Source organism: Ruegeria sp. HKCCE3926, assembly GCF_017872515.1.
Classification (GTDB): domain Bacteria; phylum Pseudomonadota; class Alphaproteobacteria; order Rhodobacterales; family Rhodobacteraceae; genus Ruegeria.
The window spans coordinates 1,614,763-1,627,240 of the sequence record NZ_JAEDOU010000001.1 but is presented as its reverse complement, the minus strand read 5'-3'; the positions used below and the strand labels follow the sequence as shown (position 1 = coordinate 1,627,240).

15 protein-coding genes are annotated in these 12,478 nt (G+C 57.7%); 5 read left to right on the top strand and 10 right to left on the bottom strand.

Annotated elements, in window-relative coordinates; genetic code table 11:
* Position 1 precedes the first annotated feature (1 nt).
* The 5 genes from I9184_RS08155 to I9184_RS08135 form a co-directional block, all read right to left on the bottom strand.
* A complete protein-coding gene (locus tag I9184_RS08155; protein ID WP_171723608.1) occupies positions 2 to 640 on the bottom strand; it encodes a glutathione S-transferase family protein in 639 nt (212 codons plus the stop codon).
* A 60-nt stretch (positions 641 to 700) separates the two neighbouring features.
* On the bottom strand, positions 701 to 913 hold the full coding sequence (locus tag I9184_RS08150) for a hypothetical protein (protein ID WP_152457422.1): 213 nt from the start codon (positions 911 to 913) through the stop codon (positions 701 to 703).
* Between the two features lie 53 nt (positions 914 to 966).
* Positions 967 to 2,748, bottom strand: coding sequence for an acyl-CoA dehydrogenase C-terminal domain-containing protein (locus tag I9184_RS08145; RefSeq protein ID WP_209833646.1), 1,782 nt, complete (start codon positions 2,746 to 2,748; stop codon positions 967 to 969).
* 42 nt (positions 2,749 to 2,790) lie between these two features.
* Positions 2,791 to 3,192: a MerR family DNA-binding transcriptional regulator gene (locus tag I9184_RS08140; RefSeq protein WP_152457424.1), complete on the bottom strand. Its 402-nt coding sequence runs from the start codon at positions 3,190 to 3,192 to the stop codon at positions 2,791 to 2,793.
* Positions 3,193 to 3,459: 267 nt separating this feature from the next.
* Positions 3,460 to 3,828, bottom strand: coding sequence for a MerR family DNA-binding transcriptional regulator (locus I9184_RS08135; protein ID WP_117869541.1), 369 nt, complete (start codon positions 3,826 to 3,828; stop codon positions 3,460 to 3,462).
* 115 nt (positions 3,829 to 3,943) lie between these two features.
* Here I9184_RS08135 and I9184_RS08130 point away from each other — a divergent pair, with 115 nt between their 5' ends.
* Genes I9184_RS08130 through I9184_RS08120 form a run of 3 tightly spaced genes read left to right on the top strand, consistent with a single transcriptional unit; the run spans position 3,944 to position 6,202 of the window.
* Positions 3,944 to 4,363, top strand: a complete 420-nt coding sequence (locus I9184_RS08130) for a PaaI family thioesterase (protein WP_152457426.1) — start codon at positions 3,944 to 3,946, stop codon at positions 4,361 to 4,363.
* Between the two features lies 1 nt (position 4,364).
* Positions 4,365 to 4,883 carry a PaaI family thioesterase gene (locus I9184_RS08125; RefSeq protein WP_152457427.1) on the top strand — a complete coding sequence of 173 codons (519 nt, stop codon included), beginning with the start codon at positions 4,365 to 4,367 and terminating at the stop codon, positions 4,881 to 4,883.
* 2 nt (positions 4,884 to 4,885) lie between these two features.
* Complete coding sequence (locus tag I9184_RS08120) at positions 4,886 to 6,202, top strand: MATE family efflux transporter (RefSeq protein ID WP_171723605.1); 1,317 nt, start codon at positions 4,886 to 4,888, stop codon at positions 6,200 to 6,202.
* On the opposite strand, the gene arsC is transcribed toward I9184_RS08120, so the two are convergent.
* The 4 genes from arsC to I9184_RS08100 are packed head-to-tail and all read right to left on the bottom strand — an operon-like array spanning position 6,199 to position 8,358.
* A complete protein-coding gene (gene arsC, locus I9184_RS08115) occupies positions 6,199 to 6,540 on the bottom strand; it encodes an arsenate reductase (glutaredoxin) (RefSeq protein ID WP_209833644.1) in 342 nt (113 codons plus the stop codon). The two genes, I9184_RS08120 and arsC, sit on opposite strands and share 4 nt — an antisense overlap.
* Positions 6,537 to 7,595, bottom strand: a complete 1,059-nt coding sequence (locus I9184_RS08110; RefSeq protein ID WP_209833642.1) for a quinone-dependent dihydroorotate dehydrogenase — start codon at positions 7,593 to 7,595, stop codon at positions 6,537 to 6,539. The genes arsC and I9184_RS08110 overlap by 4 nt, the downstream gene beginning before the upstream one ends.
* A complete protein-coding gene (locus I9184_RS08105; RefSeq protein ID WP_209547141.1) occupies positions 7,592 to 8,023 on the bottom strand; it encodes a DUF1330 domain-containing protein in 432 nt (143 codons plus the stop codon). Before I9184_RS08105 ends, I9184_RS08110 begins: the two co-directional genes overlap by 4 nt.
* Positions 8,020 to 8,358, bottom strand: coding sequence for a DUF952 domain-containing protein (locus I9184_RS08100; RefSeq protein WP_209833640.1), 339 nt, complete (start codon positions 8,356 to 8,358; stop codon positions 8,020 to 8,022). Before I9184_RS08100 ends, I9184_RS08105 begins: the two co-directional genes overlap by 4 nt.
* A gap of 107 nt (positions 8,359 to 8,465) precedes the next feature.
* On the opposite strand from I9184_RS08100, the gene I9184_RS08095 reads away from it, so the two are divergent.
* Positions 8,466 to 10,043 carry a bifunctional metallophosphatase/5'-nucleotidase gene (locus I9184_RS08095; protein WP_209833638.1) on the top strand — a complete coding sequence of 526 codons (1,578 nt, stop codon included), beginning with the start codon at positions 8,466 to 8,468 and terminating at the stop codon, positions 10,041 to 10,043.
* A 61-nt stretch (positions 10,044 to 10,104) separates the two neighbouring features.
* Here the strand turns inward: I9184_RS08095 and I9184_RS08090 are convergent, their stop codons facing one another.
* Positions 10,105 to 11,718 (bottom strand): tetratricopeptide repeat-containing sulfotransferase family protein, encoded by a 1,614-nt coding sequence (locus tag I9184_RS08090; RefSeq protein WP_209833636.1) that lies wholly within the window; start codon positions 11,716 to 11,718, stop codon positions 10,105 to 10,107.
* Positions 11,719 to 11,812: 94 nt separating this feature from the next.
* Here I9184_RS08090 and I9184_RS08085 point away from each other — a divergent pair, with 94 nt between their 5' ends.
* Positions 11,813 to 12,478, top strand: a complete 666-nt coding sequence (locus I9184_RS08085) for an SOS response-associated peptidase (protein WP_209833634.1) — start codon at positions 11,813 to 11,815, stop codon at positions 12,476 to 12,478.

Below are 12,478 nucleotides of genomic sequence, written 5' to 3'. Positions count from 1 at the left end.
CTCAAGCTCGATCCGACGGGTTGCCGGGCATCAGGTCATAGGGGTGTTTCCAGCCGGGCTGTTCGGACAGGCGAGTCAGCCAGGCGTCGATGTTGGGCCAGTCGGCACGGTCAAAGCCGAATGGTTCGGGGTAATACAGATAGCCGCAGCAGCTGAGATCGGCGTTGGTCACGCCGTCGCCGACGATCCAGTCACGGCCTTCCAGATGCGCGTTCAGCACCTGATAAGCGGCCTTCAGGCGGCCCTGGTTGAAGGCGATCACATCCGGGTTGCGATGCTGTTCAGGCAGAAAGTTGATCAGGAACCGGGTCAGGCCCGCCATCGAGCTAAGCTTGTGATTGTCCCACAGCACCCAGCGCAGGATGTCATAGTTCTCTTCCCGGTTTTTGCCTCCGAACTTGCCCGATTTTTCAGTCACATAGGCCTGAATGGCACCGGATTGGGAGGTTTGGAAATCGTCATCGACCATGAAGGGCGCTTCGCCCATCACGTTGATTTCCGAACGGAACTCGGGGCTTCGGGTGACGCCGTTGAAGAAATCGACAAAGACCGGTTCCCAATCGAGGCCAGACATTTCCAGCGCCAGAGCGGCCTTGTAGGAATTGCCGCTTTCTCCGAAGCAGTGCAGTTTTATGGTCATGCAATCGCCCCTCCCGTGGCGTTTAGTGCATCTTTCATCCTAGCTTGGCGGTTCTGGTGCCTAGCGCTTGCGCGCCTCCAACTCGGAATTGAAAAGACGCAATCGATGGGTAAGGTTGTCTTCATCAATGACGCTGTTGAAATTTTCGAACAGAAAAGACAGCGCTTCGCCTTCATCTAATCCTGCCTCACGGGCAAAAGCCCTGAGCTTTCGATAGCCGTCCTCGGTCATGGCGACCGGGAATCGGCGGGTCAGGCGAAATCGTTTTGGCATTGTATCTCCTCCGAAAACCGGCTCCGGGGCGGGGCCCCGGAACCGGAGAAAGATCAGAAGTTTGCAGCCTCCAGCGCCATGACCGTATCTGCGCCAGTTTGAATGCGCGACAGATGCAACGCCGTGGCGGGCAGACGGCGGGCCATGTAGAAGCGGCCGGTGTCGATCTTGGTCTCGTAGAACTCTTTGTCCGACGTGCCACTGTCCAGCGCTTCTTGTGCGGCCTTGGCCATACGGGCCCACATCAGGCCCAGGCAGACATGACCGAACATGTGCATGAAGTCATAGGAACCGGACAGCGCGTTGTTCGGATTTTTCATGCCTTCCTGCATGAAATACATACCAGCCGCCTGCAGATCCTTAGACGCAGCCTTCAGCGGTTCGATGAAGGCTTTGTCATAAGCCTCGTTCTGGCCTGAGTTTTCCTTGCAGAAGGTTTTGACCATGTCGAAGAAGGCCATGACGTGCTTACCGCCATCCTGCGCCAGTTTGCGGCCAACAAGGTCCAACGCCTGTACACCGTTGGCGCCTTCATAGATCATGGCGATCCGGGCATCGCGGGTGTATTGCGACATGCCCCATTCTTCGATGTAACCATGACCCCCATAGACCTGCTGCGCCTGAACGGTCATGTCGTAGCCTTCGTCGGTTAGGAAGCCTTTGATGACCGGGGTCAGCAGCGAGATGAGCCCGTCCGCATCCTTGTCTCCTGCGCGGTGCGCCTTGTCGATCATGGTCGCGCCCCAAAGGATGAACGCGCGCGCGCCTTCGGTAAAGCTTTTCTGATCCATCAGGTTGCGACGGATATCAGGATGCACGATCAGAGGATCGGCCGGACCATCCGGATTTTTGACACCGGTCACATCGCGCCCCTGCAAACGATCCTTGGCATATTCCAGAGCGTTCTGGTACGCCGCTTCGGCCTGCGACAGGCCCTGCATACCCACACCCAGACGCGCTTCGTTCATCATGGTGAACATGGCGCGCATGCCCTTGTGCTCTTCGCCCAGCAGCCAGCCGGTGGCTTCGTCATAGTTCATGACGCAGGTCGAGTTGCCGTGGATGCCCATTTTCTCTTCGATCTTGCCGACCGAGACGCCGTTGCGTTCGCCCAAAGAGCCGTCTTCGTTGACGATGAACTTGGGGACGATGAACAGCGATACGCCTTTGATACCCTCGGGGCCGCCCGGAATCTTCGCCAACACCAGATGGATGATGTTGTCGGCCATGTCGTGATCGCCAGCCGAGATAAAGATCTTCTGGCCCGAGATTTTGTAGCTGCCGTCGCCCTGCGGTTCCGCTTTGGTGCGCATCAGGCCCAGATCGGTGCCGCAATGCGGTTCAGTCAGGTTCATGGTACCGGTCCATTCACAGCTGACCATTTTGGGCAGGTACTTGTTCTTCTGCTCGTCCGTTCCGTGCGCCAGAATCGCCGAGGCCGCGCCGTGCGTCAGGCCCTGGTACATGGTGAAGGCCTGGTTAGAGCCCGAGAACATCTCACCCACAGCAGTGCCCAGCACATAGGGCATGTTTTGGCCGCCATACTCTTCCGGCATGTCGAGGCCAGTCCAGCCGCCTTCCTTCATCTGCTCGAAGGCTTCCTTGAACCCGGTCGGGGTGTACACAATACCGTTTTCCAACCGGCACCCTTCGGTGTCGCCAACCACGTTCAGCGGATGCAGAACATTGGTGGCAACTTTGCCAGCTTCTTCCAGAACCGCGCCGGTAAACTCGGCTTCCAGTTCGTTATAGCCGGGTATGTCCGACTGCGAGACATGCAGTACGTCGTGCAGGATGAACTGCATGTCTTTGGTTGGCGCGTTGTAAACGGGCATGTGAAGCTCCCTTAATTCATATGTCCGGATGACAGGTCGAGGTTACTCGGCTGCCTTCTTTTCCTGTTTCATCGAGGCGATGACTTTCTCGCCCCAGCGCAACTGCTCTTTCAGATCGTCGATGGCCTGCGTCAGCTCTTCGCGGCGCGCTTCCATGTCCTCCAGACGCTCGCACGCGATTTCATAGGTGCGGGTCATCTGTGTGACCTGCTGGTCGCCGACATGGTACAAATCCAGCAATTGCCGAATTTCTTCCAGGCTGAACCCAAATCGTTTGCCGCGCAGGATCAGTTTGAGCCGCGCCCGATCACGCTTGGTGAACAGACGTTTCTGGCCTTCACGGATCGGGAACAGAAGTTCCTTGGCCTCATAGAACCGCAAGGTGCGTGGCGTGACATCATAGGTCTCGCACATCTCACGGATGGTCATCACATCTTCGGTCATTCGTCATACTCTCGTCACTGGCGTCATGAGATATGAGTTGCGCAGTTGGTACGCGCTTTACAACACGAGAGTGACGTTTACGTAATCCAGACGCTGCGTCATTTCAAAGTTGACGTAACATCCGGTCACGTAAGCACGGTCTGACGCAATTTTCTTTCCGTAGCGTCATGCGGAATTTCCCGCCAAAGCTGTCGCAATTGCGGAAACACCGCGCATCTGCTTGCGCAGATTCAGGGTGATCAATTCGAATTTTCGGATTGGGGGCGGCTATCCCAAGGACTTGGCCGTCTGGTCGCGCAGACGCTTGAGCTCGTCCATGGCTTCGTCCAGTTGCTGGCGCTGCTGCTGAAGCTCGCTCATCTGGCGATCCGCCATCTCGACGAAGGTGGCCATTTGCGCCTCATTGCCCTGATCTTCGTAGATCAAAAGCCATTGGCGGATCTCTTCCAGGGGGAATCCGAACTTGCGGCCGCGCATGATCAGCTTCATCCGCGCGCATTCGCGCGGGCCGTAAAACCGAGACCGACCTTCACGGTCCGGTTGCAAAAGCTCGATGTATTCGTAATAGCGCAGAGTGCGCGGGGTCACGTCGAACTCGGCGCACATCTCTTTGAATGACAAACGGTTGTTGGACATTCCCGATCTCCTTGTCAGCAACCTAGGCGGTCCCGATCCCAAGCGCAACAGGTGGGCTTGCCCTTTGCGGAAACAGCGGCTCATAAAGGACGGGCAGAGAACAGGACGCAAACCTATGGTCGACAAGACAGTTTTAGCCCGCCAGTTTATCGAGGCGATCCCCCATGCGCGGGCATTGAACCTCAAGCTCACGCAGATCGGAGAGGGCGAGGCAGAGATCACGTTGCCCTACAATGAGGATCTGATCGGTGATCCGCGCACAGGGGTAATTCACGGTGGGGCGATTTCCACAATTCTGGACACGTGCTGCGGTGCTGCCGTGATGAGCCACCCGTCGGCCCCCGGCGGGACAGCCACGATTGATCTGCGCATTGACTACATGCGCGCGGCGACACCGGGTCAGACGGTTACAGCGCACGCCGTCTGCTATCACATCACGCGGAACGTGGCGTTTGTACGAGCGACGGCTATGGACCATGACAAAGACCTGCCGGTGGCCACGGCCTCGGGGTCCTTTACGGTTGAGGGGAAATAACATGGCAAGACCTCGTCCCGAACCAATGCAGGTGGTCAAGCAGCGACGCGATGCAGCGTTGCGAGCGCTGGTTGACGGCGTCCCGTATATCCGCTTTCTCAATATCAGCTTCGACCGGCGCGGGGACGAACTGACCGGTGTTCTGAACTTCGACGACAAGTTGATCGGCAACCCGTTTCTGCCTGCGATTCACGGCGGTGTAACCGCGGCATTCCTCGAAGTGACCGCTGTCATCACCCTAAGTTGGGAACATATGTTCCCACGTATCGAAAGTGGCGAGATCGACGGAGAGGCGATTGTGACCGACCCGAATATCCGCTTTCCCAAGACCATCGACTTTACCGTCGACTATCTGCGCTCGGGCCTTCCACGGGACGCATATGCACGGGCCTTCATCAGCAGATCCGGGCGGCGGTATGCCTCGGTCCGGGTCGAAGCCTGGCAGGATAACCATGCGAAACTGTTTGCGCAGGCTTCCGGACATTTCCTGATGCCGCAACCTCCCAGAGATAAGAGCTGACCGTGCAGGACACCTCGGCGCCCATCACGCACAGGCGGGTGCTGAAGATCGCGGTGCCCATAGTTCTGTCGAATGCCACCGTGCCGATACTGGGTGCGGTGGATACGGGCGTTGTCGGTCAGATGGGCGAGGCGGCCCCGATCGGGGCGGTCGGCATCGGGGCTGTGATCCTGTCCACAGTCTATTGGATCTTCGGTTTCCTGCGGATGGGCACGACCGGGATGGCGGCGCAGGCACGCGGGGCAGGCGATACCGTCGAAACCCGGGCGCTGCTGATGCGCGGCCTGATCCTGGGAGGCGCGGCAGGGCTGTTCTTTATCCTTGCGCAGGTGGCCGTGTTTGCGGGTGCGTTCGCGCTTTCCCCGGCAAGCCCCGAAGTCGAAGCCCTGACCCGATCCTATCTGGAAATCCGCATCTGGGGGGCGCCCGCCACCATCGCGTTATATGCCGTTACCGGCTGGCTGATCGCCGTCGAACGTACGCGCGGCGTGTTCATCCTTCAGGTCTGGATGAACGGGTTGAATATCGGTCTAGACCTGTGGTTCGTTTTGGGCCTTGGCTGGGGGGTCGAGGGGGTTGCCATTGCCACCCTGATTGCAGAATGGACCGGATTGGCTTTGGGGTTGTGGCTTTGCCGGGATGGGTTCGCAGATGGAATCTGGCGCGATTGGGCTCGGGTTTTCGATGCCGCCCGGCTGCGGCGTATGTTGCAGGTCAACGGTGATATCATGCTGCGATCGGTTCTGTTGACCGGATCGTTCACGACATTCCTTTTTGTTGGCTCGGATCTGGGTGACGTGAATCTGGCGGCCAATCAAGTTTTGCTGCAATTTCTTGAAATCACCGCCTTTGCGCTTGATGGGTTTGCCTTTTCCGCCGAAGCGCTGGTCGGAGGCGCAGTCGGTGCCAGAGACAGGTATCAGGTGCGTCGCGCCTCTGTCATGGCCTCGCAATGGGGTGTCGGGGGGGCGCTGTTACTGGCGGCGGTTTTCTTCGTTGCCGGACCGGCACTGATCGACCTGATGTCAACTTCACCACAGGTGCGTGAAGCCGGGCGCGAATACCTGTTCTGGGCCGCGATCGCCCCGGTGATCGGGGTGGCAAGCTGGATGTTCGACGGTATCTACATCGGCGCCACCTGGACCCGCGCCATGCGAAACGCGATGATTCAGTCGGTGGCGATCTATGTGGTCGCTTTGTTCATGCTGGTGCCTGTCTTCGGCAACCACGGCCTGTGGGCTGCGCTGATGGTTCTCAATATCGCGCGTGGTGTGACGATGGGCTGGCGCTATCCCAAGCTTGAGGCCCAGGTGGCCTAGAGCAACGTCAACAGGTTTTCCGGCGGACGCCCGATGGCGGCTTTGTCTCCGGCAATTGCAAGAGGGCGCTCGATCAGGATCGGGTCTTCGGCCATGGCACGGATCAGATCTTCGTCGGGCGAGGTTTTGGCCAGACCCAGTTCCTTGAACCGTTTTTCTCCTGTGCGCATCATTTCGATCGGCGACAGCCCAAGGGCGGATTGCGCAGCGCGCAACTCGTCGATTGACGGCGCGTCTTCCAAGTACTTTCGAACGCAGACCTGTGCATCGTTTTCTTCCAAAAGCGCCAGACCGGCGCGGGATTTGGAACAGCGGGGGTTGTGCCAGTATTCGATCACAGCCAATCCTCTCGTTTGCTGCCGACGGCTTGCGATACAGTGTCAAAACCGTCACGCGCCAGCAAGTCATCCAGCCCTTTGGCGATGTCGGCCGCCAGGGAAATGCCGCCATACACCATTGCGGTGTAGAACTGCACGGCCGATGCCCCGGCGCAGATCTTGGCATAGGCTTGCTCGGCATTGCTGATGCCGCCCACGCCTATCAGGGGGATATCCCCGTCCGTCAGTTTGCTCAGCCGAGCCAGTACGCGGGTCGACTTTTCAAACAGCGGGGCGCCCGACAAACCACCACGTTCGTCTTTCTGCGCGCTGCGCAACCCGTCGCGGGACAGGGTGGTGTTGGTGGCGATCACAGCGTCCACCCCGGTTTCGCGTGCGACTTCGGCGATGTCCTGCAATTCCGCCTCGGTGAGATCCGGAGCGATTTTCAGGAAGATCGGCAGCGGGCGCGGCAGCGCGTCACGTGTCTCGATCACACCGCTCAACAACGCGGTGAGAGCGGCTTTGCCCTGCAAATCCCGCAGCTTCTCCGTATTCGGGGATGACACGTTGACGGTTGCAAAATCCAGGTGTTCGGCACAATGGGCCAGCACTTTGACAAAATCTCCGGCACGGTCTTCGCTGTCCTTGTTGGCCCCCAGATTCAGGCCGATGACCGCGTCTTTGGGGCGGTCTGCCAGCCGTTTGGCCATCACCTCCATGCCTTCATTGTTGAAGCCAAAGCGGTTGATGGCTGCCTTGTCCTCGGTCAGGCGAAACAGGCGGGGTTTGGGGTTTCCCGGTTGCGGGCGCGGCGTGACCGCCCCGACCTCGACAAAACCGAACCCGGCGCGGGACAGCGGGGCCAAAACCTCACCATTCTTGTCGAACCCGGCGGCCAGCCCAACCGGGTTCGGCAAGGTCAGCCCGGCAACGACCGTTTTCAGGCGCGGCGTCGTTACCGGCCCGGGTGCAGGAGCAAGCCCTGACTTCAACGCCCTGATCGACATCCCGTGGGCGGTCTCGGGGTCCATGCGGTGCAGGGCGGCAAGGCCCAGTTTTTCTATCAGTTTCATCCGAATGTCGCCCCGGCTTCACCAGAACCGCATCGGATCAGGCGCGACGTTTCCACCGCCGCCTGACGGTGGATCACCGCCGCCTGATAGGCCGGGTCGGTGACCATTTCCAAAAATGCATGTGCCGTCGGATAGCGGGCAATGAAAACGGCATCCCACACCTCGTCCGCCGGGCCAATCAGGGTTGATTCAAACACCCCACGCCAGAGGATGCGTGCCCCGATACGTTCAATGATCGCAGCGGTTTCAGCCCCGTAGTTCTGATAGGCTTGCGCTCCGGTCAGGTCTGCATCCGCCAGTTCATGCGCGGGTGGGTACTGCGCCTTGGCCCGAAAGTTCACCAGGTTGAGCATTTCGATCGGCTTGTCCCGATCCAATGCCTTGAAGGCCTCGAACTGGTCGCGGTCCGGGTCAATATAGGATGTCATGACATATCCTTTGGGAACTGGTGCGCGGTGCCGTCAAACGGCAGAGGGCGTGACCAGGCAACATCGCTCATCCGGATCTGGCGATAGAGATGCGGGAACAGGGCACCGCCGCGCGAGACCTCCCATTTCAGGTCGTCGCCCATCGCATCTGCGTCACAGGCCAGCAAAACCAGACCATCGACACCGGCAAAATGTTTGGCTGCTGTTTCAGCGGCTTGTTCAGCGGTGGAAAAGTGGACAAACCCGTCAGCGACGTCGATCGGAGCACCGTCCGAGGCACCCTGGTTCTGCAAGGTGGCCCACTCTTCGGCTCGGAAAATCTTGTAAATCAGCATACGGACCTGATGCCCCGCGCGGAAGATGGAATCAAGTCGGATTTCTTCTTTGACTCTCTGCCGTCATGCGCGCACGATCACCACAAATAATAACTGGGAGTACCATAATGCAGACCCGAATTTTGACTTCAGTCGCGGTTCTGAGCCTGACCGCCGGAGTTGCGGCAGCCGACTACAAGTTGACAATTTTGCACACCAACGATTTTCATGCTCGTTTTGAGCCGATCAACAAATACGACAGCGGATGCGATGCGGAAGACAATGCCGAAGGGAAGTGCTTTGGTGGATCGGCGCGCCTGGTCACAGCCGTGAAAGACGCACGTGAACGTGCCGACAATTCGATTTTGGTGGATGGCGGCGATCAGTTTCAGGGGTCCCTTTTCTACACGTACTACAAGGGCAAGGTCGCTGCCGAGTTCATGAACAAGCTGGGCTATGACGCCATGACCGTGGGCAATCACGAGTTTGACGACGGACCGGAAGTGTTGCGTGGCTTTATCGACTCGGTTGATTTCCCGGTCCTGATGTCCAATGCCGATATTCGCGACGAAGAACTTCTGACTGACCACATCAAGAAATCCACCGTGATCGAGGTGGGGGGCGAAAAGATTGGCCTGATCGGGCTGACGCCGATCGATACGCATGAACTTGCGTCGCCCGGTCCCAACGTGACCTTTTCAGACCCGGTGCCCGCGGTTCAGGCCGAGGTCGACAAGCTGACGGGCGAAGGCGTCAACAAGATCATCGTACTCAGCCATTCGGGCTATGGCGTCGATCAGCGTGTCGCGGCTGAGACAAGCGGCGTCGACGTGATCGTTGGCGGCCATTCGAACACCTATCTTTCGAATGCATCGGACAAGGCCGTGGGCCCTTATCCGACGGTGGTCAACGGTGTGCAGATCGTTCAAGCCTATGCCTACGGCAAGTTTCTGGGCGAACTGAACGTCACGTTTGATGATGACGGCAATGTGGTCGAAGCGGTTGGTGAACCCTTGATCATGGACAACACCGTGACCGAGGATCAGGCCGCATTGGATCGGATCGCGGAACTTGCTCAGCCTCTGGATGAAATCCGAAACAAGGTTGTCGCCAGCGCGGCCGAGGCCATCGAGGGGGATCGCTCTGTATGTCGCGTACAGGAATGCCAGATGGGCAATCTTGTTGCCGATGCGATGCTGGCGCGGGTTGCCGATCAGGGCGTTCAGATTGCCATCGCGAACTCGGGTGGTTTGCGGGCGTCTATCGACCCCGGAGACGTGACCATGGGCGAAGTGCTGACCGTGCTGCCGTTCCAGAACACGCTGTCCACTTTTGAGATCACCGGGCAGACCGTTATTGACGCGCTGGAAAACGGCGTAAGCCAGGTGGAAGAGGTCAAGGGCCGGTTCCCGCAAGTGGCAGGCCTGCGCTTTACCTGGGATCCCAGCGTAGCGCCGAACGAAGGGCGTATCATTGATGTGATGGTCGCCGAGCGTGATGGGTTCGTTCCGATCGACCCGAACAAAACCTACCTGGCCGTAACCAACAACTACGTCCGCAATGGCGGCGATGGGTATTCAATGTTCGAGGGCGACGACAAGAACGCCTATGACTTCGGTCCGGATCTTGCGGATGTAACCGCGGAATATCTGGCCGAAAACGCGCCGTACCAGCCTTATGTCGACGGACGCATCCAGCAGAAGTGACTCTGTTTTTGAAAAGAACAAAAGCCGCGTCACCATGATGCGGCTTTTCTTTTTTTGCTGATCAACTGAAATCGTATTCCGGCCAAAGTTCCGGGTCAAAGCCATCCAGCATCGGTTTGATCTGATCCGCGACCTCGCGCCAGCGTCCGATTGACTTGGTCGAGATCTTGTTGCGCACCTGATCCACGCTGGCCGTTCGCACCTGTCTGGTGTTCTTTTCGGGATGTACCATGGATTGGCACCACTCAATACCGCAAAACTCGGCAACGCGCTGGCTGTGGGTCAGGGGATCCGCCACCAGATCTTCATAGGGCATTGTCAGAATGCGGTTTCCGAACAGCTTATCCCAATGAGACATGTAACGGCGATACAGATTTGCGGTATGCGCGATCGCTTCAAGGTTGGATGTGTCGTTCATGCCATCTGCTAGGAACCGCTGGATCCATTTTGACAAACCGACATCGCGTGGATCCCGCAACATGTTGATGATCCGGGCATTCGGGAAGGCTGCAAGAATGAAGCCGACATTTTGATAGTTGTGCGGCATCTTGTCGACAAAGGCGATTGAATCCGCCGGAATCCCAGGCATCTGGTCCAGGTAGCTTTGGGCAATCGCCTTCGCGGCTTCTGAATCGAGCGACGTGCCAGACGAATAAAACTTGGCGGAAAGGTCGGTCATCAGCATTAGCTCGCCGCAACCGGCGATACCGGGCGCAGAGCTCAGCATCATCTCCATCAAAGTGGTTCCGGATCGCGGCTGACCGATAACAAAAATTGGTACCGGCATACTGTTTTGCTCTGCACTGACCCCAGGCGACCCTTCAGGGAACAGGTTCAGAATATCGGATATTTTGTTCTCTTCGATTTCGGGGTCGTAGGGCAGAATACTCTGTTGGATTGCGTTTGCCTTTGCAAATTGCGGCAACGCCTTGGCCAAGCCTTCGCTTTTTTCGATCAGATGTGCTTTGGCAAACTCGAGCTCTTGCAATGGTTGATCTGTCTGAGCGATGGCTTCGTTCAACGCAGGGATCATCTGCGGCACGTTTTCCGGTGCGGTCAATATTGCGGATTGCAACAGGGCATTCGGGTTCTGGGGATCGGTTTCCAGTATGTTTTGCAGAACTTTGATCGCTTGGGCTCTGTCACCGGCCTGATGCAGATTGATGGCCGTTTGCAATGCAATCGTTGTGTTCTTTGGTGCCAACTCGTACGCGCGTTGGATATCCCGCGTGCTTTCTTCGACAAAACCGATGCTTTGGAAGGCGCGGGCACGCTTTGAAAGCAATTCCGCGTTGTCCGGATCTGACGCCAGTTTGTGTGTTGTGAACTGGATGATGGATCGCCAGTTTTCCCCTTGGCGCTGAATTTCGTCGATGACTCTGGTGAGTTCCCGATTGTTTGGAAATCGTTCAATCTTTTTCTCTGCGTAGGTCAATGCCTGCACAATTTGCCCTGTTTGCATCAAGGCGTTAGCCAGATTCTCGGCAAATTGTGGATCATCGGGCTTCATCCGCGAGGCTTCAATGAAATGCGGAATGGATTTCCTGTACTGCTTCATTTCGGTCAAAACGAAACCGGCGATGGCTTGGTAGTCAGCGTCCTTTGGGAATTTCTTGATACCCAGCTGGGCCTTTTTCAGCGCCTGTGGCAGCTTGCCCGCATCCAAAAGGGCCATTGCTTTGCTCTTGAGGGATTGCGTTATTTGGTTTTCCGTATGACCCCGTAAGATCCTGTGCCAGTATCAATGTAGCATCGGTGGTTCATTACCCATGTGCGGACGGTTTGCAATAACTCTTCCCAATGACGCGATGGCGCAGCTGTTTTCCGCGCGCCCGGCGAACGCATTGCCAACCGTGCCGAACTTCAATGTTTGTCCGACAAATCAGGTGCATGTGGTTCGGGGTGGTGACTCAGGTCGGCGTCTGGATGCGCTGCGCTGGGGGTTTTTGCCGCATTGGTACAAGACGGAAACCGCCGGGCCTTTGCTGATCAACGCCCGTGCCGAGACTTTGGCGGAAAAGCCTGCCTTTCGCGATGCCTGCCGGTCGCGTCGCTGTCTGATTGTCGCAACAGGGTTCTACGAATGGACCAAGACGGACGAGGGAAAGCGCTTGCCCTGGTACATCCATCGCAGGGACGGCGCCCCCACTGCCTTTGCGGGGATCTGGCAGGACTGGGGGGTGGATGAAAACCGTCAGAGCACCTGTGCCATCGTGACGACGGCGGCCAACGAAAAACTTGGCACCATCCATCACCGGATGCCCCTGATCCTCGAACCCGAGCATTGGTCATTGTGGTTGGGAGAAGCGGGAAAGGGCGCTGCTCGTCTGATGCAGCCGGGGGCAGAGGATGTGCTGACGTTTCATCGCGTTGATCCGGTCGTGAACTCGAACCGGGCCAGCGGACCTGATCTGATCAAGCCTTTGCACGAGTGA